Origin of the sequence: Streptomyces sp. NPDC102360, assembly GCF_044766085.1 — a bacterium.
Lineage (GTDB): Bacteria > Actinomycetota > Actinomycetes > Streptomycetales > Streptomycetaceae > Streptomyces.
On sequence record NZ_JBIWLG010000001.1, the window covers coordinates 1,672,178 to 1,691,796 of the forward strand.

Below are 19,619 nucleotides of genomic sequence, written 5' to 3' on the forward strand. Positions count from 1 at the left end.
AAGGAGCACCACATGACCATCACCGCACCACCCGTACGCGAGGACGCGGCGCCACCGCCCACCGCCGGGCGACGGCTGCTCGACAAGGTGTTCAAGGCGCGCGAACTCGCCGTCGCCGCCGTGCTCGTGGTGATGCTGCTCGCCACGCAGATCTCCAACACTGAGTTCCTGTCGCAGCAGGGCGTCAAGGATCTCCTCCTGAACGCCACGATCCTCGTCCTCGTCGCCACCGGACAGGCGATCGTCGTCATCACCCGCAACGTCGACCTGTCCGTCGGTTCGGTGCTCGGCATCTCCGCCTTCGCCGCCGGTGACTACCTTCAGGGCGGCGGCAGTTCACTGATCGCCGTCGTGTACGCGGTCGCCATCGGCGCCGTCTTCGGCGTCCTGAACGGCGCGCTCGTCAGCCTCGGCAAGGTCCCTGCACTCGTCGTCACCCTCGGCACGCTGTACGTGGTGCGCGGCATCGACTCCATCTGGGTCGGCTCCCAGCAGATCGTCGCCGCCGACCTGCCCGACGGCTTCGTCGACTTCGGCCACGACGGCATCTGGATCGTGTCCTATCTGGCGCTGCTCGCCGTCGCCGTGCTGCTCTGCGTCGGCTACTACCTGCGCAGCTACCGCAGCGGCCGCGAGATGTACGCGCTGGGATCAAGCCCGGAGGCCGCGAACCTCGCCGGTATCCCCGTCCGCAAGCGGATCATGACGGCGTACGTGCTGTGCGGCGCGCTCGCAGGCCTCGCCGGCGCCCTCTACCTGGCGCGCTTCGGCAACGTCGACTCCGGTACAGGCAACGGCTACGAACTCACCGTCGTCAGCGCCGTCGTCGTCGGCGGCGTCGCCTTCACCGGCGGCGCGGGCACTGTCTACGGCGCCGCCCTCGGCGCCCTGCTGCTGACCTCCATCAACAGCGTGCTGCCCGCCATCGGCGTCAGCTCCGTCTGGGTCACCGCCATCAACGGAATCTTGCTGCTGCTCGCCATCGCCGTCGACCGGATCGTCGCACTGCGTGTCGCTGCCGTGCTGCGCAAGCAGGCCGCACAGATGAGGAGCGCCCGCCATGCGTGACGCCATGCGTAAGAACTCCCTTGCGGGCGCCGTCCGTTGGGACACCGCCGTCGGCGCCCTGCTCGTCGTGCTGCTGCTCTGCTCGTTCGCGTTCGTCGACAACTTCGGCAACGCGCTGAACCTGTCGTTCCTGATCGGCAACACCCTGCCCATCGCGATCATCGCGCTGCCGATGACGATGCTGGTCATCTCCGGCGAGGTCGACCTGTCGGTCGGCTCCACCGTCGGCCTGTCCGGCGCCGTGATGGGCGCGCTGTGGAACAACGGCATGGCCATCGAGACGATCATCCCGATCTGCCTGCTGCTCGGCGTCGTCTGCGGCCTGATCAACGGGCTGCTCGTCACCCGCCTCGGCCTGCCCTCCCTCGCCGTCACCATCGGCACCATGGCCGCCTACCGCGGCATCGCCCAGATCGTCCTCGGCTCCGACTCGGTCACCGACTTCCCGTCCCAGTACCTGGACTTCGGCGCGAACCGGATCGGCGACACCTTCATCCCGTACGCCGCCCTGCCCTTCGTCGTCCTCCTCGCCATCGCGATCGTCGTGCTGCACGCCACCCGCATGGGCCGCTCCCTCTTCGCGATCGGCGCGAACGAGGAGGCCGCCCGGTTCGCCGGCGTACGCGTCAAGCGGCTCAAGCTGTCGATGTTCGTCACGACGGGCGTGCTGTCCGCGCTCACCGGCGTGTTCTGGGCCCTGCACTACGCCAGCGCCCGCTACGACAACGCCACCGGGCTCGAACTCTCCGTCATCGCGGCCGTGTTGCTCGGCGGCATCGACTTCGACGGCGGCAAGGGCACCCTCGGCGGCGCGATCGCCGGGGTGTTCCTGCTCGGCTCGCTGCAGAACGTGATGAGCCTGCTCAACGTCTCCGCGCAGTCGCAGATCGTCGTCACCGGCGTGCTGCTCGTGATCTCCGTGCTCGCGCCGCGCGTCGGCCGCCAGATCGCGCAGGCACGGTCCCGCAAGAAGACGGCAGCAGCCGCACCCGCACCCGTCGCCCCGTAGCCCCACGTCCCGTACTCCTTAAGGAAACGCCATGAACGTACGCACCCGCCGGTTGTCCGCCGCCCTCGCCGTGACCACCGCCCTCGTCCTCGGCGCCACCGCCTGTGGCGGCACCACCAAGTCGGACTCCAACAAGGAGGACGCCAAGTCCGCCGCCGCGGGCAAGGCCGACCCGAACGCCAAGACCAAGAAGGGCCTCACGGTCGCCTTCCTGCCCAAGCAGGTCAACAACCCGTACTTCACGACCTCCGACACCGGCGGCAAGAAGGCCCTCGCGACGCTCGGCTCGACGTACAAGGAGGTCGGCACCAGCTCCGGCACCGACACCTCCGGGCAGGTCTCCTACGTCAACACGCTCACCCAGCAGCAGGCCGACGCCATCGCCGTGTCCGCGCAGGACCCGGGCGCCCTGTGCACCGCGCTCAAGCAGGCGATGAAGAGCGGCGTCAGCATCGTCACGTACGACTCCGACACCAAGGTCGACTGCCGGAACGTGTTCGTGTCGCAGGCCAGCGCCGAGGACCTCGGCCGCACCCAGGTGCAGCAGATGGCGAAGCAGATCGGCAACAAGGGCGAGATCGCGGTTCTGTCGGCGGCCCAGACGGCCACCAACCAGAACACGTGGATCAAGTACATGAAGGACGAGCTGAAGAAGCCCGCTTACAAGGACATCAAGCTCGTCACGACCGCCTACGGCGACGACGACGCCCAGAAGTCGTTCCAGCAGACCCAGGGCCTGCTCCAGGAGCACCCGAAGCTGAAGGGGATCATCTCCCCGACCACGGTCGGCATCAAGGCGGCGGCCCAGTACCTCTCCGGCTCCAAGTACAAGGGCAAGGTCAAGCTGACCGGCCTCGGCACCCCCAACGACATGCGTGCCTACGTCAAGAACGGCACGGTCGAGGCCTTCGAGCTGTGGGACCCGGCGAAGCTCGGCGCGCTCGCCGCGCACACCGCGGTCGCCCTGGAGTCCGGGCAGATCACCGGCAAGGCGGGGGAGAAGTTCACGGCAGGTGACATGGGCGAGTACACGATCGAGAAGGACGGCGTCGTCACCCTCGGCAAGCCGACCGTCTTCAACAAGTCGAACATCGACGACTACAAGTTCTGAGCGGGAACGTGGGATTCGAAGAATGAGTGACATGCAACGCGTCTGCTTCCTGCTCAAGGTCAGGTCCGACCGCATCGAGGAGTACAAGGCCCGCCACGCACCCATCTGGCAGGAGATGCGGGACGCACTCTCCGCCACCGGCTGGCACAACTACTCGCTCTTCCTGCGCGAGGACGGACTGCTCGTCGGCTACCTGGAGACGGAGGACTTCGACAAGGCGCGTGCCGCCATGGATGCCACGGACGTCAACGCGCGCTGGCAGGCCGAAATGGGCGAGTTCTTCGAGGCGTTGGACGGGCAGGCGCCCGATGCCGCGATGCGCCCGCTCACCGAGGTCTTCCACCTTGCGTGAGCGTCCCGTCGTCGGCATCAAGGACGTCGCCCGGGAGGCCGGTGTCTCCGTCGGCACGGTCTCCAACGTCCTCAACCAGCCCGACCGGGTCTCCGAGCCCACCCGCCGCCACGTCCAGCAGGTCATCGCCCGGCTCGGCTACGTACGCAGCGAGTACGCCCGCCAACTCCGGGCCGGACACAGCCGCATCATGGCTCTCCTCGTCCTCGACATGGGCAACCCGTTCTTCGTGGACCTCGCGCGCGGCGCCGAACGCGCCGCGCGCGAGGCCGGGCTCGGCGTGATGGTGTGCAACAGCGCGCAGAGCCCGTCGGTGGAGGCCGAATACCTCTCCATGTTCGCCGAACAGCGGGTGCGCGGCGCCCTGATCACACCGGCCGACCCCAGCGGCGCAACGCTCCGCGCATTCCGCCGCCACGGCATCCCGTACGTCGTCGTGGACCGGGTCGCCGGCGACGAACCGGGCTGTTCGGTGGCGGTCGACGACGTGGCGGGCGGCACGCTCGCCGTCCGCCACCTCGTCGACGCGGGCCACCGCTCCCTCGCCTACGTCAGCGGCCCACCCCACCTCAAACAGGTGCAGGACCGCCGCGAGGGCGCCCACAAGGCCCTGGCCGAGGCAGGCCTGCCTGTGAACGCGCTCTACGAACTCCCCACGGACCGCCTGGACGTGGCGGCCGGCCGCGACGCGGGCGCCCGCCTCCTCGGCCTGTCCCACCGCCCCACGGCCGTCTTCTGCGCCAACGACCTCCTCGCCCTCGGCGTCCTGCAATCCCTCTATGCGGCCGGGATCCGAGTCCCCGAGGACATCTCCCTGGTCGGCTACGACGACATCGAATTCGCCTCGGCGGCCACGGTCCCCCTCACCTCCGTCCGCCAACCGGCCACGAGCCTCGGCACCATCGCCGCCCACCTCCTCCTCCAGGAAACCGGCGACCACGCGGCCGACCACCACCACGAACACATCGTGCTGCGCCCGGAGTTGGTGGTGCGGGGGTCGAGCCGCGCGGTGCGATGAGGGTCACCGCACCGAACTCGTCAACTGATACCTCCCCGGCGTCAGCCGATACGTGGCCACCTTGTCCGCGAAGCCCTCGAAGTGGGCTCCGGAGGCCTTCGACAGCGGGGTACGGCCCTCGCGGACCGTGTCCGCCGAGACGGCCGGCAGGGACAGTGTCGCCTCCGTGTTGGGCGGGACCACGGCCTCGTAGGACAGGGTGCCGTCGGCGGACAGGGACCAGGTGCTGGTGATTTCTCCGTAGGGGGACATGTGGCTGGCCTCGACCTCGGTGATCTTTCCGGTCGGGTCGAGGTGGGGCCGGAGGCGGAAGCGTTGGAAGCCGGGGTGGTCGGGGTCGCCGGCGATGCCCGCCATGTACGTGTACATCCACTCCATGATCGCGCCGTACGAGTAGTGGTTGAAGGAGTTCATCTCCACCGGGCCGAAGCCGTCCTCCTTGGAGTAGGAGTTCCAGCGTTCCCAGATGGTCGTCGCGCCGTTCTTCACCGAGTAGAGCCAGGACGGCATCGCGTCCTGGTGCAGCAGTTTGTACGCGAGGTCGGGGCGGCCCTCGTCGGTGAGGACCGGGGCGAGGACGTTCGAGCCGAGGAAGCCGACCGAGAGGGTGTTCTCCGCGTAGTCGACGCGGGCGCTGTCGGGGTGGGCGGCCTTGTACGCCGCGTCGTTGCCGATGTTGTCCGCCAACAGGCCGACCAGAGCCCGGCGTTGGGCCTGCGTGTCGTAGAAGCCGAGCTTGAGGACCCACAGGAGAGCTGACTGGCTGTTGTCCTCCGGGTCGCCGCCCATGACCGGCTTGCCGCCGAGGCTCGACCGTACGGTGATCTTGTCTCCGTCGACCGCGACGTACTTCGCCATGAAGGCGCGGCGGATGCGGGCGAAGAGGTCCTCGTACGCCTTCGACTCCGAGGTCCTGCCGGTGGCGCGCGCCATCTGTGCCATCAGGTGGACGCTGTACGCGTAGTAGACGTCGCTCATCAGCTGGGTACCGGTGTTCTGGAAGGCGAGCCAGTCGGCGAAGATCGCGCCCTGGCCCGCGTAGCTGTCGCCGCCCTTCTTCTTGATCCACTCGATGTAGTGGACCATGGCGTCCCAGCTGCGGTCGACGATGGTCCGGTCGCCGCTCATCTGCCACACGGTCCACGGGACGACGACCCCGCAGTCCGCCCAACCACTGCACGGCTCCGCCGCGTTGTACCGGTTGCCGGGCGCGACCGCAGTGAACTGCGCGCCGTCGACGCCGTACGTCTTCTGCGACTCGATGAGGATGTCCTCGAAATGGCTGAGGAAGGCGACCGAGTCCGTGTTGTAGAGGCCGGTCATCGAGAACACCTGCGTGTCGCCGGTCCAGCCGAGCCGCTCGTCGCGCTGCGGGCAGTCGGTGGGCACCCACAGGTAGTTGCCGCGCTGGCCCCAATGCACGTTGCTGATCAGCTGGTTGATGTCATCGTCGTTGGTCGTGATGCTGCCCGCCTCGCGGAGGGCGGAGGTGGCGACCCTGCCGGTCAGCCCGGAGACCGTGACCTCGGCGTCCTTGGTGGTCACCGCCACCGACACGTAGCGGAAGCCGTAGAAAGTGAGCGTGTCCTCGTGGGTCTCGCCCTCGCCGCCGGCCCCCTTGAGGGTGTACGTGCTCGTGGCCTTCGCCGAGCGCAGATTGGCCCGGTAGAGCGAGCCCACCGGGCCGTCCGCGCCCTTGCTGTCGTCGTTGAGCATCTCGCCGAACCTGACGACGACTTCGGCTCCGGCGGGCCCGCGCAGCGTGTAGCGGGGGACACCGACCATGTTCTGGCCGAGGTCGAAGACGGCGATGTCGCCGGGGCGCAGGGTGACCGGGCCCGGCTTCCCGCTGGTCGAGCGGGCGGGGTCGGGGACGATGCGGCCCTTGCCGTTGGCGCTCGACTCCTCGCCCGTGACCTCGGAGTAGACGGTGAGGGACTGCGGGGTGCGGTCCCACTTCTCCATCAGGCGGGCCGTCTCGCCGGGGTAGGCGGTCAGCCTGGCGTCCGGGTACTTCGTGGCGTAGCCGACCTCCTCCACGTCCGACCACATGGACGCGTCGAAGGCGTTCGCCGTCCAGCCGGCGAGTTCCTTGCGGGCGTCGTACGTCTGACCGTCGTAGATGTCGTCGGCGCGGTAAGGGCCGGTGTCGGTGGCCTTCCAGCCGGCGCCCGGCCTGGTGACGACGCTCTGCGTGCCGCCGTCGGCGTACCGGATGAGGAGCTTGGCCTTGAGGGCGAGCGGATTGCCGTCCTTGGAGTAGTACTTGCTGCCCTCCGAGACCCGCGCGTTGTACCAGCCGTTGCCGAGCACCGCGGCGAGCGTCACGTCACGGCCGCCGCCGCGCGTCACCAACTCCGTGACGTCGTACGTCATGTAGTTGACGCTCGTGTCGTAATTGGTCCAGCCCGGGGTGAGGAGTTCGGCCGTGCGGCCCTCGCCCTCGGGGACCGTGACGCGCTCGCCGTTGATGTACGCCTCGTAGACGCCGAGCGCCGTCACGTACAGCCGCGCCTCGCGGACCCGGCCCTTGCGCAGTGCGGACTCGCTCCGCAGCAGCGGCGCGCCCGCCGAGTTGGGCTTCTTGCCCTTCATGCCGATCCACAGCGCGCCGTCCCAGTGGGTGACGCCGTCGCTGCTCAGCAGGGCGGTCTCGAAGCGGGCGGGGAAGGAGGTGCCGACCTCGCGGCCGTCCGCGTCCCACACCGTCACGGACCAGAAGTACCCGGTGGACGGCTCCAGTTCGGGCCCGTCGTAGCGCACGGCCACCGAGTCGGACGACGTCACGCGGCCGCTGTCCCACACATCGGCGCGGGCGAGCCGCGCGGGGCTCGACGCCACGCGGATCCGGTACGCGCCCTGCGCCAGGCCGCGCCGCGGCGAGTCGAGGCGCCAGCCGAAGAGGGGGCGGGCGGCGTCGGTGCCGAGGGGGTCGACGCGGTGTTCGGTGGTGAGCCCGGTGACCGCGCCGTTCGGGGGAGTGGGGAGGGCGGTGGGTCCGGTGGAGGTCGCCGCGGTGGCGGACGGGGCGGCGGTCGCGATGACGGGCACCGCGCCCGCGCTCGCGGCGAGGACGGTTCTGCGACGTATGTCGCTGCGCATCTCGGGGTGTCCCTTCGTCGGTGAAGGTGTTCCGGTTCAAACGATTCAGGTCCGCGCCCCAGGAGGCAAGGGGTGTGCATGAGGTACGGCTGAGGTGTAGCCGCTCCACTGGTGCGACAGGATGGTCGGAGGCGGGTGGGGAGGGACGCCCCCGCCTGCTGGGACGACTGTCGGGACCGAAACGATTCACCCACTCGTCCGATGCGTCGAACACGGACCGGGCCCAGCCACGTACACTCCGACTGCCGCACCAGCTCACCAGGAGGATCACACCCGATGGGACAGTCCGTGGGGATCAAGGACGTCGCCCGCGAAGCGGGGGTGTCCGTGGGCACGGTCTCGAACGTGATCAATCGGCCCGAGGCGGTGGCCGACGCGACGCGGGCCCGCGTCCAGGCCGCCATCGAGCGGCTCGGCTATGTCCGCAGTGAGTCGGCGCGCCAACTGCGCGCCGGACGCAGCCGCATCATCGGCCTGCTCGTCCTCGACATGGGCAACCCGTTCTTCGTGGATGTCGCGCGCGGCGCCGAGCGTGCGGCGCGGGACACCGGGCTCGGGGTGATGGTGTGCAACAGCGCGCAGAGCCCGGCCGAGGAGGCCGAGTACCTGTCGCTCTTCGCCGAGCAGCGGGTACGCGGAGTCCTCCTGACACCCGCCGAGGCGACCGGCCCCACCGTGGAGGCTTTCCGCCGGCACGACATCCCGTTCGTGCTGGTGGACCGGGTCGCCGAGGGCGCCACCGAGTGCTCGGTGTCGGTCGACGACGTCAACGGCGGCGCGCTCGCCGTGCGTCACCTCATCGACGCGGGACACCGCAGCATCGCCTACGTCAGCGGCCCGCGCACGCTCAACCAGGTCGAGGACCGCCGCCAAGGCGCTCTGCGCGCGCTGAAGGAAGCCGGCCTTCCCGCCTCCGTGCTGCGCGAACTCCCGACCGATCGCCTCGACGTGGCAGCCGGCCGGGACGCGGGCGCCCGCCTCCTCGGCCTCACCGAGCGCCCCACGGCCGTCTTCTGCGCCAACGACCTCCTCGCCCTCGGCGTCCTCCAGTCCCTGTACGCGGCCGGGGTCCGGGTCCCCGACGACATCGCGATCGTCGGCTACGACGACATCGAGTTCGCGGCGGCCGCCGCGGTCCCGCTCACCTCGGTGCGGCAGCCCGCGGTCCACATGGGTGCCCTCGCCGCGGACCTCCTCCTGGAGGAAATCGAGGCGACGGACGACCCGGAACGGGCACACGAGCACCGACGGGTGGTGCTGCAACCGGAGTTGGTGGTGCGGGGATCGAGCCTGGGCGCACGCTGAGTGCCGGTCTTTCAGCCCCGCCGACGATTGAGGCGCGGGGGGTCGGGGCGGAGCCGAAGCCGCGACCCGACAAGTGGGGCACCTTGTGGCTGACCACCATGGGCCGCCGTACGGGCCGTCCGCGCGGCGTCATCGTCGCCTACGTGGAGGACGGCCCGCATCTGGTCACGCCGGCGATGAACGGGTGGGGCGAAGGTGAACCCGCCTGGTGGCTCAACCTCCGGGCGCACCCCGAGGCGATGGTCCAGCTGGTCAGTGGTCGCCGGACGGTGCGGGCGCGCGCCGCGACGGGCGACGAGCGGGCGCGGTTGTGGGACCGCTGGCGCGAGATCGAGAAGAACCTCGACGCGTACGCGGCGAAGCGGTCGTTCGAGACCACGGTGGTGGTCCTGGAGCCCCTGTCAGGACACCGGCCCCCGCCCGTCCCGTAGCCGCGTGGCGAACCCGGGCAGGCCGGATCGGGCCGGACGTGACACCGGTCGAACACAGTGGTGGGAAACTGGGCGGACGTATCGTCCGCTTGTCCGCATCGCCGCACAGGAGCCGCATTGAGCGCCGCCAGCTACCGACAGGCCGGGGTCGTCCTGACCGACCGTCGGTTCTCCGTACCCCTGGATCATGACCTCCCCGACGGGGAGCGCATCGAGCTCTACGCGCGCGAGGCCGTCGCTCCGGGGCGCGCGCACGAGAATCTGCCGTGGCTGCTCTACCTCCAGGGCGGCCCCGGTTTCGGCGCCAACCGCTTCTCCGGCCCGCAGGCCTGGCTCGGCCGCGCACTGAAGGACTACCGGGTCCTCCTCCTCGACCAGCGCGGCACCGGCGCCTCCGCCACCGTCAACCGCCAGACGCTCCCGCTGCGCGGCGACGCCGAGCAACAGGCGGCGTACGTAGGGCACTTCCGCGCCGATTCGATCGTGCGCGACTGCGAGTTCATCCGCCGGGAGGTCACCGGCGGTGCGCCCTGGACGATCCTCGGGCAGAGCTTCGGCGGCTTCTGCGCCGTGCGCTATCTGTCGTCGGCGCCGGAGGGCCTGGAGACCGCGATCATCACGGGCGGCCTGCCGAACCTCGACGGCCACGCGGACGACGTCTACCGGGCCGCGTACCCGCGCGTCGAGCGCAAGGTCCGTGCGCACTACGCCCGTTACCCGATGGACGTCGAGCGGGCGAAGGAGATCGCCGCGTACGTCCACGAGCACGAGCCGGTCCTTCCGAACGGCTACCGGCTGACCGTCCCCGCCTTCCAGTCCCTCGGCATCTGGCTCGGCGCGGGCGACGGCAGCGACCGGCTGCACTACCTCCTCGAGGACGCGTTCGTGCGGACGCCTGGCGGCCGTGAGCTGTCGGACGCGTTCTGCGAGCAGGTCGCGGGCGCGCTGTCCTACCGCCCCCACCCGCTGTACGCCGTGCTGCACGAGGCGATCTACGCGCAGGGCGGCCGGGCCACCGACTGGTCCGCGGAGCGCGTACGCGGTGAATTCCCGCAGTTCGACGGGGAGAAGGCCCTCGCGGGCGGCGGGCCGCTGCTGTTCACCGGCGAGACGATCTACCCGTGGCAGTTCGACAGCGACCCGGCCCTGCGTCCGCTGCGCGAGGTCGCGGAGCGGGTCGCGTCCCGCACCGACTGGGCGCCGCTGTACGACCCGACGCGGCTCGCCGCGAACGAGGTCCCGGCGGTCGCCGCCGTCTACCACGACGACATGTACGTGGACACGGAGCACGCGCTGCGCACGGCTCGGACCATCCGCGGCCTTCGCCCCTGGGTGACGAACGAGTTCGAGCACGACGGGCTGCGCGCGGGCGGCCCGCGTGTACTCGACCGGCTCCTCGCGATGGCGCGGGGCGAGGCGTAAGAGCGTGCCGTCCGGCTTCTCGCGATGGACGGGCGAGGCGTAAGGGCGTGCCGTCCGGTCGCACGCGGTGGCCGGGCGAGGCGTAAGAGCGTGCCCTTCCGGCTGCACGCGGTGGCCGGGCGAGGCGTAAGGGCGTGCCCTCGGATCGGGCAGGGTCATCGGCTGACCGCAAGAGGCTGCCCTCGGATCGGGCAGCGCCATAGGCTGCCCGTATGACCTTGCCCGAACCGAATACCCAAGCCCCACTGCAGCCCATGCCGGAGGACTGGCAGCGCGCCGTCGCCGTCGTCGCCCACCCGGACGACCTGGAGTACGGCTGCGCCGCCGCCATCGCGGCCTGGACGGACGAGGGCCGCGAGGTCACTTACGTACTCGCCACCCGGGGCGAGGCCGGCATCGACACCCTCGAACCCGCGAAGTGCGGCCCGCTGCGCGAGCAGGAGCAGCGGGCCAGCGCGGCCGTCGTCGGGGTGGAGACGGTCGAGTTCCTCGATCACCGGGACGGTGTCATCGAGTACGGCACGGCGCTGCGCCGCGACATCGCCGCCGCGATCCGCCGGTACCGACCGGAACTCGTCATCACCCTCAACCACCGTGACACGTGGGGCGGCGTCGCCTGGAACACGCCCGACCACGTCGCCGTCGGCCGGGCCACGCTCGACGCGGCCGGCGACGCGGGCAACCGGTGGATCTTCCCCGAGCTGACCGAACAGGGCCTGGAGCCGTGGAACGGGGTGCGGTGGGTGGCCATCGCGGGTTCCGCGCAGCCCACCCATGCCGTCGACGCGACGGCCGGGCTCGAGCGCTCCATCAGCTCCCTCCTCGAACACCGCACGTACATCGAGGTGCTGACGAGCGAGGACCCGGAGTCGTACTGCCGCACCTTCCTCACCGGGAACGCGCAGGCGGCGGCGGAGCGGTTCGGCGGAAAGCCGGCGGTCCCGTTCGAGGTGTTCGGGCGGTAGGCCCCGCGCTTCCCGAGGGCTCGTGGGCACAGGGGCTCGTGGGCACGTATGCGGTTCCGGACATGGGACGTTCGATCTGAGGCAGGAGCGGTGACGGTGGTGGTGCGGGCGGTTCCACTGGTGGGCGGGCCGGTGGAATTCCGGGGTGCGCTGGACCTGGAGACCACGCGGGCGGGGGTGATGCCGCGCCGGTTGCCCGCCTGGACCACGGAGCAGTACCAGGACGCCTCGGTGTACGGGGTGACCGTGATGCCTTCGGGGGTGCGGCTGGTGTTCCGCACAGACGCCCGAGAGCTGGAGTTCGAGGTGCTCACCTCCACAGGACAGCTCGAATCCGACCCCGAGCCCCGCCCGACCGGGATGCTGGAGCTGGTGGTGGACGGCGCTCCGGCCGGACGTCGGCAGGCGCCGGTGGGCAACGTGCTGCGGATGGCGGGCCCGGGGGCCGTGCAGCGACTGATCCCGGGCGATCCGGCGACCGTACGGTTCACCGGGCTGCCGGCCGGCATGAAGAGCGTCGAGCTGTGGCTGCCGCAACAGACCCCCACGGAACTGGTGGCACTGCGCGCCGACGGTGAGGTGCTGGCGCCGCTGCCCGACGGCCGCCGCCGATGGGTGCACCACGGCAGTTCCATCAGCCACTGCATCGAGGCCGACGGCCCGACCGGCACCTGGCCGGTGGTGGCGGCCGCGCTCGGGGGAGTGGAGGTGATCAACCTCAGTCAGGCGGGCAACGCGCTGCTCGACCCGTATGTCGCCCGGACGATCCGCGACATGCCCGCCGACCTGATCAGCCTCAAGACAGGCATCAACATCGTGAGCCTGGCCGCCTTCCGGTCGCGGACGTTCGGCCCGGCCGTACACGGATTCCTGGACACCATCCGGGACGGACATCCGGACACCCCGCTCCTGCTGATGTCCCCGGTGAGCTGTCCCGCTCTCGAAGAGTCTCCGGGCCCGACCACGATGGGATCGGACGGGAAGATCACAGCTCTGGGGGATCCGGAAGATGTGGCCGCCGGGGCGTTGACACTGACCGTGGTCCGCGCCGAGCTGGCCCGGATCGTGGCGGCCCGCAAGACACGCGATCCGCACCTCCACTATCTCGACGGCCGCGAACTGCTCGGCCCGGACGAGGCGGACGACCTGGCGGACGGCCTTCACCCCACGGCTGCCGCCTACCGTCGGATGGGCAAGCGCTTCGCCGCCCGCGTCTTCGCGGACGACGGTCCCTTCGGCTGAGCGCGTCGGCTGAGCGCGGCTGCTCCGACGAACGGGAGCCGCGCGACCGGAGCGAAGCCTCCGAGCACCGGACGCGCGTCGCCTCAGCGCCGCAGACGGAGCGCGGAGACGAGAAAGAAGACGCCGCCGAGGAAGGCGTATCCGGCCAGATTGGTCAGCGAAGCGTCGTCCTTCGCCGCCTGGGCGATGAAGGAGGCCCCGGCGAGCGCGGAGATGCCGCCGCTGGCGATCATCGGCCACTGCCCTCCCATGGCGCGCCGCAGGACACCGACGGTCAGCTGTACGAGTCCCGCGGTGATGGCCCAGGCGCCCCACACACGCAGCACGGCCGGGATGCCGGAGGAGACGGCCAGGATCAGTCCCGCCGTGGTCAGGACGCTGAGCGCGATGTTCGCGTACAGGCCGCGCACCGGCCCGCGGCTGGCCCTGGCGGAGCGGACGTCGACGATCGCGCAGGCCACGTCGAACAAGGGATAGAGCACCAGCAGCGTCTTGCTGAGGGGACCCAGGGCGTCGGCGCTCGTGAACAGCAGTCCGGCCCATACGGCGGCGAACGCGAAGCGGAGAAGGTACAGACGGCGCAGCGACGCGACGGGGTTCGCTGCGGGGGCGGGTGTGGAGACGACGGTTTCCATGAGGATCCCTTTCGGAGGGCGGAGAAGTTCGCAGGGCGGGGAAGGAGGCGTGCCGCGCCGGAGTGTCCGACGCTCGTGGCTCGGCGCCAGACGCCAGACGCCAGACACTCGACCGAGGGAGAACGTTCGGTCTCTTTCCTTTCCCATCTAAAGCCGTCCGCGCCCCGCCGTCAAGACCGAACGTTCTCCCTCGTGTGCCTGGTACCGTTGGCGTCATGAGTGCGAGCACGGCAGGCGGCAGGACGTCCGAGGCGCGGGCGCGGCTGTTGTCCACGGCGACCCGCATCTTCTACACCGAGGGGATCCACTCCGTCGGTGTGGACCGGATCATCGAAGAGGCCCAGGTCACCCGGGCCACGCTGTACCGGCACTTCAAGGGCAAGGAAGAGCTCGTCCTCGCCTACCTGCAACAGGCCGATCAGGGCATCAGGGGTCAGGTCGAGGCCGTCCGCGCCCAGGAACTGGCGGCTCCCGACACGGTCCGCGCCGTCGCCCGCACGATCACCGACGGCATTCGGTCCTCGGGCTTTCGCGGCTGCGCCTTCCTCAACGCGGCGGCCGAGTACCCGGATCCGTCCCACCCGGTCCACCAGGCCGTGCTGGCGCACCGGCAATGGTTCCTGGAAACCGCCGTCGAGCTGGTCGAGCAGGCCGGCTGCCTGCCCGCGGACGCGGCGGGCCGGCACTTCGTGATGCTCCGGGACGGCGCCATGGCCGCCGGCTGCCTCTTCGACCCCGCGCTCATCTCCGAGACGTTCCTGCACGGAGTGGAAGGCATCCTGTGCCGTGCCACGATGAAGGCATGAGTGACGAACGACGCGGAGCACTCGTGGCACCTGGCGACGATGGTGGTGGTCCTCGCCGAGCACTCCGACCGGCCCATCGATGTCGGGCACACCGTCCAACTGGTGCTCCTGCACGACCTGGTGGAGATCTACGCCGGCGACACACCGCTGTACGACAGTGCCGCGGGCGGCGATCAACAGGAACGGGAGAGTGCCGCGGCCGACGAACTGTTCGGCCTCCTTCCGGCGGACCAGGGCCGGCGCATGAGGGCGCTGTGGGACGAGTTCGAGGAACGGCGCACCCCTGAAGCGGCATTCGCCAAGGCGATGGACCGGCTGCAGCCGCTGCTTCTCAACTGGATGGCGCGCGGCGGCACCTGGCGCACCCCGGGCGTCACCGCCGACGACGTCCGTGCCCGCAAAGCGGTGATCGGGGAGGCGTCCGCGTCCCTGTGGCAGGCCGGGCAGCGGCTCATCGACGAGGGTGAGGCGCGCGGCTGGTCGCGGCGTGCCGAGCCTCACTGAGTCCGGCCCACTCCGCGTGGGGGTGCCGATCCCCTCGCCGTCAAAGGGGCTATCGTGTCGGCATGTCAGCCGAGTTGATCCGTATCGTCTCCCGTTCGTCGCCGATGGCTCTGGCCCAGGTGGAGCGTGTCCGCGCCGAGCTCGCCGCGCTGCACCCCGGGATCCGGACCGAGGTCGTCCCGGTCACGACCAGCGGTGACAAGTGGATGGGCGATCTGTCGAAGCTCGGCGGCAAAGGCGCCTTCACCAAGGAGGTCGACCGGGCGCTGCTCGACGGGCAGGCCGACCTCGCCGTGCACTGCCTCAAGGACATCCCGGCCGACCGGCCGCTGCCCGAGGGCTGCACGTTCGGTGCGTACCTGAAGCGGGACGACGTACGGGACGCGCTGATCGACCCGGCGGGCCGCACCCTCGACGAGCTGCCCGAGGGCACCCGCGTCGGTACGTCCTCGGTCCGCCGTGTCGCCCAACTCGCCGCGTCCCACCCGCACTTGGAGTGCGTCCCGATGCGCGGAAACGCCAACCGCCGCATGGAGAAGATGGCGGCGGGCGACGCGGACGTCCTCCTGCTCGCGCTGTCGGGACTCGAGCGGATCAACCGCACCGACGTCATCACGGAAGTGCTCTCGCCGGAGGCGATCTGTCCGCCGATCGGTGCCGGGATCCTGGCGCTGCAGTGCCGTGAGGGTGACGACGCGACGCTGGAGGCGGTGACCGGCCTCGGCGACCGTGACACCTGGCGCGAGGCGACCGCCGAGCGCATGTTCCTGCATGTCCTGCAGGGCCACTGCAACTCGCCGATCGCCGGCTACGCCCGCGCCGAGCGCTCCGGCGACCTGTCCCTGCGGGGCTGTGTGTTCACCCCCGACGGCAAGCGGGTGCTGAACGCGCAGGAGTGGGCGGGCCCGTTGGACCCGGCGACACTGGGGATGTCGGTGGCGGTGGCGCTGCTGCGGCAGGGCGCGAGGGAGCTGATCGACGGCATCCCGCACTGACGCCTGACCGGGTCGGGTCGGCGGGTTCCTCTGATCACGTAATCTTTGGCACAGGTGTTCGGGCGTCACGTCGGCCATGTGCCGCAGCCGTCCGTCGCACCTGGGTGCCTCCATCCGCATCAGGCGCCCGACGAGCGATCAGGAGGGTGACCGGTGATCAGTGCGACCGCAGTCGGGGGAGTGGCCCTGATCGAACTGGGCATGGCCCTCACGCCCGGACCGAACATGATCCACCTGGCCTCCCGCGCGATCACCCAAGGGCGCAGGGCGGGCCTGGTCAGCCTCAGTGGGACCGCCGTGGGATTCGTGGCCTACCTGCTGGCCGCGGCGGCGGGCCTGTCCGCGCTGTTCGCCGCCGTGCCGGTGGCGTTCCTGGTGGTCAAGCTCGCCGGGGCCGCCTACCTGGCCCACCTCGCCTGGAGCATGCTCAAGCCCGGCGGCCGCTCGCCGTTCGCCCCGGCCGCCGACCTGCCTCCGGTCTCCGACGCCCGGCTGTTCTCCATGGGGCTGCTGACCAACCTGCTCAACCCCAAGATCGCGCTCATGTACGCCGCGCTGCTGCCCCAGTTCCTCGACCCGCACGCGGGGCCGGCCTGGGGTCAGCTGCTCCAACTCGGCGGCGTACAGATCGTCGTGGGGATCACCGTGAACGCCCTGATCATGCTGGGCGCCGCCCGGGTATCGGGATTCCTGGCCGCCCGCCCCCGCGCCATGACCGCCCAACGGTTCGCGGCAGGCGGCCTGCTCGGCGTCTTCGCGCTGCGCACGGCACTGTCCCGAACCCCTGTGTCGGGCTGAGCCGTGCCCGCCTAGGGCGTTCGTGCACGAGCTTGGGTCGTTCCGTGCTGAGTCCTCTCCGGGAGTCGGGTCGCCACCGCGGCGGCCGCGAGTACGAGTATCGCGAGTGCCGTCAGCGTCGCGCCCATAGACGCCACGAAGTCCGCGCCGGACGCGAGGAGTGTTGTCGCTGTCGCCACGCCGAGCGTCGGGCCCACGTTCATCGCCGTCTGCTGGAGGCCGCCCGCCACGCCGGCCGTGGCGAGGTCGGCCCGGCGGACGAGGGACTCCGTCGCGGCGACCATCACCGTGCCGAAGCCCGTGCCCATGGCGAACGCGCAGGCCCCGATGGCGAGTTGGGTCGACGACGTGTCGAGGCGGCCGAAGCCGAACACTCCCGCCGCGAGGACCAGCATTGCGGCCGACGTCGTCGCCCGGCTCCCGTAGCGGCGCAGGAGCACCGGGGTGAGCGGCGCCGCGAGCACCATGCACAGGGCGGCGGGCAGCATGCGAAGTGCCGTGCCGAGCGGGTCGAGGCCGAGCACGTCCTGCAGGAAGTACGTGGCCACGAACAGCGTGCCGAACAGGGCCGCCGAAGCCGTCAACAGGATGCCGAGCGCCGGCGCGACCGCCGGGGACGCGAGCAGCGCGGGAGGCAACAGCGGGTCCGTCACCCGGCGTTCGTGCACGACGAAGGCGACCGCCGCCGTCCCCGCCCCGGCCGCGAGCAGCACCGTGCCTGCCGACCATCCCGCTCCCGGGAGCGCTGCCAGCGCCGCCACCAGGCAGCCGAGCGCCGCCGCGAGCAGCAGCGCACCGGCCGGATCGAGCCCGACGGCGCGTGTTCCGGCCGCCGTCGCCCGGTCCCGTACCGCCAGGACGAGCACCGCGATCGCCACCGCGGGCAGCACACCCAGGAAGAACACCGAACGCCATCCCAGATGTGCCGTGAGCACCCCGCCGACCAGCGGGCCCGCGGCAGCGGCGACGCCGATCGCGCTGGTGCGCAGGGCGATCGGCATGCCGAGGGACTCGGCGGCGTAGGCGGCCCGCAGCATGCCGAGCGTCGCCGGCTGCAGCAGCGCGCCGCACACTCCCTGGAGCACGCGCAGGGCGATCACCCACCGGATGTCCGGCGCGACACCGATCCCGGCGGAGGCCGCCGCGAACCCGAGCATCCCGTATGCGAAGAGCCGCGTGTGCCCGTAGCGGTCGCCGAGCCGCCCGGCGAACACCAACAGGCTCGCCACCGCGATGAGATAGCCGGTGCTGGTCCACTGGACTTGCGCGAGGGAGGCGTCGAGGTCGTCCTGAAGTGCGGGCTGGGCGACGGTCAGGACCGTGCCGTCGAGCGCGACGAGGACCGCGCCGACGACGCTGCCCGCGAGTGTGATGCGCCGGTGGGTGAGGTCGTTCATCGGGGTCCCGGGCTCAAGTGGGCGTCGAGCACCGAGGCCAGCAGGGGCTCGATGTCCTCGGTGGCAGCAGCCAGTTGGAGGCTGCCCCAGCCCCACAGCTGGGCGACACCGTGCAGATTCGCCCACAACGCACCGGCCACGAGGGCGGGTTCCGCGTCCGGGCGCGCTGCCGAGACGCGGTCCGCGAGCACCTTGAACAGCGGGAGGCTCGTCTCGCGCAGCCCCAACTCACCACTCTCCAGCAGGTCGTGGCGGAACATCAGCTCGTACATGCCGCGGTGCCGCGCCGCGAAGTCGAGATAGGCGCGCGACAAAGCGGCCACCTGCGTGCGCGGGTCCGGCCCGGCGTCGGCGAGTGCCCGCGTGGCATGTTCACCCAGGTCCGTGAAGCCGCGTCGGGCGATCGCCGACAGGAGTTCGAGGTGGGTGGGGAAGTGGCGGCGGGGCGCGCCGTGCGAGACGCCCGCCCGCCGGGCGATCTCGCGCAGCGACAACGCGGCTGCGCCCTCCGCGTCGACGAGTGCCACGCCGGTGTCGATGAGGCGCTCGCCGAGGCTGCCGTCGGAGGTGTCGTTCGTCTGCATGGGCACTGTCTACCGGATGAGGGTAGACAGTGTCTACGGGGGGGGGCTGGATCCGCATCAGCGCCAACTACCGCCTGCGACCCGCCTTCTCGCATCCCGTTCACCTGATCGACGCCAAGAAGGTCATCACCTGGGCGCGCGAACACGCCGGGGAGTTCCGCGGGCGGGCACATGGCGGCGCTCGCCGCGCTCACGCCCAACGAGCCCGTCTGTCAGCCGGGCTTCGAGGAATTCGCCTCGTGGGTGCGGGAGAGCGGGAGGGTTGTCCAGGAGTCTTCCTCAGCGCATCAGTAGGGCGACGGCGGTCTTCATCCGGTCCACGTAGAACTCCCGTGACGCGGCCTGATGCTTGAGGCCGATGGACGTACTGATCAATGTCCGGGCAATGGGGGTGGCGGTCTCTCGTGCCGATTCGAGGGTGATCGCGTTGGTGATCAGTGTCTCGAAGCGTCGCGGCGCGGTGTCGGCGATCTCGCCGAGGAGGCCGGGGTTGTCCTCGATGACCGCCGTGATGTCGCCCGACAGCGGGCCGATGTACCGGCCGGCCCACTGGTCGAACGCGTCCACGAGGCGCTCGGCCAGTGGGCGGCCGAGGTCGGCCAGGATGCGTTCGATCGCGCTGATGTCCTGATCCAGGGTCTGGGTGACCGCGGCTCGGAACAGGGTCTCCTTCGAGGAGAAGAGGAAGTAGAGGCCGGGCCGGGAGATGTGCGCGGCCCGCGCCACCTCCTCCATCGAGGTCTTCCGGTATCCGAAGCGCGCGAACGTGGCCATGGCGGAGTCCAGGACCAGGGTGCGCCGGTCGGTGTCGGGGCTGCTCATGGGGCGAGCGTAGGACGTGGGCGACGAACTATACAAATATTGTCCAGTGCGTA

General features: G+C 70.6%; 19 protein-coding genes. 14 read left to right on the plus strand and 5 right to left on the minus strand.

Annotated features, from left to right (window positions below; all coding sequences use genetic code 11):
- Nucleotides 1-12 precede the first annotated feature (12 nt).
- The 5 genes from ACIRHA_RS07625 to ACIRHA_RS07645 are packed head-to-tail and all read left to right on the plus strand — an operon-like array spanning nt 13 to nt 4,558.
- Entirely contained in the window at nt 13-1,068 is a 1,056-nt protein-coding gene (locus ACIRHA_RS07625; protein WP_403841096.1) for an ABC transporter permease, read from the plus strand.
- Nucleotides 1,061-2,077, plus strand: a complete 1,017-nt coding sequence (locus ACIRHA_RS07630) for an ABC transporter permease (protein ID WP_403841098.1) — start codon at nt 1,061-1,063, stop codon at nt 2,075-2,077. The genes ACIRHA_RS07625 and ACIRHA_RS07630 overlap by 8 nt, the downstream gene beginning before the upstream one ends.
- A gap of 31 nt (nt 2,078-2,108) precedes the next feature.
- Complete coding sequence (gene rhaS / locus ACIRHA_RS07635) at nt 2,109-3,188, plus strand: rhamnose ABC transporter substrate-binding protein (protein WP_403841101.1); 1,080 nt, start codon at nt 2,109-2,111, stop codon at nt 3,186-3,188.
- Nucleotides 3,189-3,219: 31 nt separating this feature from the next.
- Nucleotides 3,220-3,540, plus strand: a complete 321-nt coding sequence (locus ACIRHA_RS07640) for an L-rhamnose mutarotase (protein ID WP_403842177.1) — start codon at nt 3,220-3,222, stop codon at nt 3,538-3,540.
- Nucleotides 3,497-4,558, plus strand: coding sequence for a LacI family DNA-binding transcriptional regulator (locus tag ACIRHA_RS07645; protein ID WP_403841104.1), 1,062 nt, complete (start codon nt 3,497-3,499; stop codon nt 4,556-4,558). The genes ACIRHA_RS07640 and ACIRHA_RS07645 overlap by 44 nt, the downstream gene beginning before the upstream one ends.
- Before the next feature lie 3 nt (nt 4,559-4,561).
- Here the strand turns inward: ACIRHA_RS07645 and ACIRHA_RS07650 are convergent, their stop codons facing one another.
- The gene (locus ACIRHA_RS07650; RefSeq protein ID WP_403841107.1) at nt 4,562-7,660 is read right to left on the minus strand and encodes a family 78 glycoside hydrolase catalytic domain; all 3,099 of its coding nucleotides are present in this window, start codon (nt 7,658-7,660) and stop codon (nt 4,562-4,564) included.
- 276 nt (nt 7,661-7,936) lie between these two features.
- On the opposite strand from ACIRHA_RS07650, the gene ACIRHA_RS07655 reads away from it, so the two are divergent.
- The 5 genes from ACIRHA_RS07655 to ACIRHA_RS07675 all read left to right on the plus strand — a co-directional run bounded on the left by ACIRHA_RS07655 (nt 7,937) and on the right by ACIRHA_RS07675 (nt 13,025).
- Nucleotides 7,937-8,965 carry a LacI family DNA-binding transcriptional regulator gene (locus tag ACIRHA_RS07655; RefSeq protein WP_403841110.1) on the plus strand — a complete coding sequence of 343 codons (1,029 nt, stop codon included), beginning with the start codon at nt 7,937-7,939 and terminating at the stop codon, nt 8,963-8,965.
- A gap of 83 nt (nt 8,966-9,048) precedes the next feature.
- Complete coding sequence (locus tag ACIRHA_RS07660; protein WP_403841113.1) at nt 9,049-9,396, plus strand: nitroreductase/quinone reductase family protein; 348 nt, start codon at nt 9,049-9,051, stop codon at nt 9,394-9,396.
- A 117-nt stretch (nt 9,397-9,513) separates the two neighbouring features.
- Nucleotides 9,514-10,818 carry an alpha/beta fold hydrolase gene (locus tag ACIRHA_RS07665; protein ID WP_403841116.1) on the plus strand — a complete coding sequence of 435 codons (1,305 nt, stop codon included), beginning with the start codon at nt 9,514-9,516 and terminating at the stop codon, nt 10,816-10,818.
- Nucleotides 10,819-11,030: 212 nt separating this feature from the next.
- Nucleotides 11,031-11,783 carry a PIG-L deacetylase family protein gene (locus tag ACIRHA_RS07670; RefSeq protein WP_403841117.1) on the plus strand — a complete coding sequence of 251 codons (753 nt, stop codon included), beginning with the start codon at nt 11,031-11,033 and terminating at the stop codon, nt 11,781-11,783.
- A gap of 90 nt (nt 11,784-11,873) precedes the next feature.
- The gene (locus ACIRHA_RS07675; RefSeq protein WP_403841119.1) at nt 11,874-13,025 is read left to right on the plus strand and encodes a GDSL-type esterase/lipase family protein; all 1,152 of its coding nucleotides are present in this window, start codon (nt 11,874-11,876) and stop codon (nt 13,023-13,025) included.
- Nucleotides 13,026-13,108: 83 nt separating this feature from the next.
- Here ACIRHA_RS07675 and ACIRHA_RS07680 read toward each other — a convergent pair whose 3' ends face one another.
- The gene (locus ACIRHA_RS07680) at nt 13,109-13,660 is read right to left on the minus strand and encodes a hypothetical protein (RefSeq protein ID WP_403841121.1); all 552 of its coding nucleotides are present in this window, start codon (nt 13,658-13,660) and stop codon (nt 13,109-13,111) included.
- A gap of 215 nt (nt 13,661-13,875) precedes the next feature.
- On the opposite strand from ACIRHA_RS07680, the gene ACIRHA_RS07685 reads away from it, so the two are divergent.
- From ACIRHA_RS07685 to ACIRHA_RS07700, 4 genes are all read left to right on the plus strand, one after another.
- Nucleotides 13,876-14,466, plus strand: a complete 591-nt coding sequence (locus ACIRHA_RS07685) for a TetR/AcrR family transcriptional regulator (RefSeq protein WP_403841123.1) — start codon at nt 13,876-13,878, stop codon at nt 14,464-14,466.
- Nucleotides 14,467-14,970 (plus strand): HD family hydrolase, encoded by a 504-nt coding sequence (locus ACIRHA_RS07690; protein WP_403841126.1) that lies wholly within the window; start codon nt 14,467-14,469, stop codon nt 14,968-14,970.
- A 62-nt stretch (nt 14,971-15,032) separates the two neighbouring features.
- On the plus strand, nt 15,033-15,965 hold the full coding sequence (hemC, locus tag ACIRHA_RS07695; protein ID WP_403841128.1) for a hydroxymethylbilane synthase: 933 nt from the start codon (nt 15,033-15,035) through the stop codon (nt 15,963-15,965).
- A 153-nt stretch (nt 15,966-16,118) separates the two neighbouring features.
- On the plus strand, nt 16,119-16,763 hold the full coding sequence (locus ACIRHA_RS07700; RefSeq protein WP_403841131.1) for a LysE family translocator: 645 nt from the start codon (nt 16,119-16,121) through the stop codon (nt 16,761-16,763).
- 11 nt (nt 16,764-16,774) lie between these two features.
- Here ACIRHA_RS07700 and ACIRHA_RS07705 read toward each other — a convergent pair whose 3' ends face one another.
- The 3 genes from ACIRHA_RS07705 to ACIRHA_RS07715 all read right to left on the minus strand — a co-directional run bounded on the left by ACIRHA_RS07705 (nt 16,775) and on the right by ACIRHA_RS07715 (nt 19,566).
- Nucleotides 16,775-18,160: an MFS transporter gene (locus tag ACIRHA_RS07705; RefSeq protein ID WP_403841133.1), complete on the minus strand. Its 1,386-nt coding sequence runs from the start codon at nt 18,158-18,160 to the stop codon at nt 16,775-16,777.
- Nucleotides 18,157-18,744: a TetR/AcrR family transcriptional regulator gene (locus ACIRHA_RS07710; RefSeq protein ID WP_403841134.1), complete on the minus strand. Its 588-nt coding sequence runs from the start codon at nt 18,742-18,744 to the stop codon at nt 18,157-18,159. The genes ACIRHA_RS07705 and ACIRHA_RS07710 overlap by 4 nt, the downstream gene beginning before the upstream one ends.
- Nucleotides 18,745-19,023: 279 nt before the next feature.
- Nucleotides 19,024-19,566, minus strand: a complete 543-nt coding sequence (locus ACIRHA_RS07715; RefSeq protein ID WP_403841136.1) for a TetR/AcrR family transcriptional regulator — start codon at nt 19,564-19,566, stop codon at nt 19,024-19,026.
- Nucleotides 19,567-19,619: the final 53 nt, after the last annotated feature.

What these genes read in the sequence shown, in the direction of transcription:
- ACIRHA_RS07625 (WP_403841096.1), top strand. Translation starts at nt 13, where the DNA reads ATGACCATCACCGCACCACCCGTACGCGAGGACGCGGCGCCACCGCCC.
- ACIRHA_RS07630 (WP_403841098.1), top strand. Translation starts at nt 1,061, where the DNA reads ATGCGTGACGCCATGCGTAAGAACTCCCTTGCGGGCGCCGTCCGTTGG.
- rhaS (WP_403841101.1), top strand. Translation starts at nt 2,109, where the DNA reads ATGAACGTACGCACCCGCCGGTTGTCCGCCGCCCTCGCCGTGACCACC.
- ACIRHA_RS07640 (WP_403842177.1), top strand. Translation starts at nt 3,220, where the DNA reads ATGCAACGCGTCTGCTTCCTGCTCAAGGTCAGGTCCGACCGCATCGAG.
- ACIRHA_RS07645 (WP_403841104.1), top strand. Translation starts at nt 3,497, where the DNA reads ATGCCGCGATGCGCCCGCTCACCGAGGTCTTCCACCTTGCGTGAGCGT.
- ACIRHA_RS07650 (WP_403841107.1), bottom strand. Translation starts at nt 7,660, where the DNA reads ATGCGCAGCGACATACGTCGCAGAACCGTCCTCGCCGCGAGCGCGGGC.
- ACIRHA_RS07655 (WP_403841110.1), top strand. Translation starts at nt 7,937, where the DNA reads ATGGGACAGTCCGTGGGGATCAAGGACGTCGCCCGCGAAGCGGGGGTG.
- ACIRHA_RS07670 (WP_403841117.1), top strand. Translation starts at nt 11,031, where the DNA reads ATGACCTTGCCCGAACCGAATACCCAAGCCCCACTGCAGCCCATGCCG.
- ACIRHA_RS07680 (WP_403841121.1), bottom strand. Translation starts at nt 13,660, where the DNA reads ATGGAAACCGTCGTCTCCACACCCGCCCCCGCAGCGAACCCCGTCGCG.
- ACIRHA_RS07685 (WP_403841123.1), top strand. Translation starts at nt 13,876, where the DNA reads ATGAGTGCGAGCACGGCAGGCGGCAGGACGTCCGAGGCGCGGGCGCGG.
- hemC (WP_403841128.1), top strand. Translation starts at nt 15,033, where the DNA reads ATGTCAGCCGAGTTGATCCGTATCGTCTCCCGTTCGTCGCCGATGGCT.
- ACIRHA_RS07705 (WP_403841133.1), bottom strand. Translation starts at nt 18,160, where the DNA reads ATGAACGACCTCACCCACCGGCGCATCACACTCGCGGGCAGCGTCGTC.
- ACIRHA_RS07710 (WP_403841134.1), bottom strand. Translation starts at nt 18,744, where the DNA reads ATGCAGACGAACGACACCTCCGACGGCAGCCTCGGCGAGCGCCTCATC.
- ACIRHA_RS07715 (WP_403841136.1), bottom strand. Translation starts at nt 19,566, where the DNA reads ATGAGCAGCCCCGACACCGACCGGCGCACCCTGGTCCTGGACTCCGCC.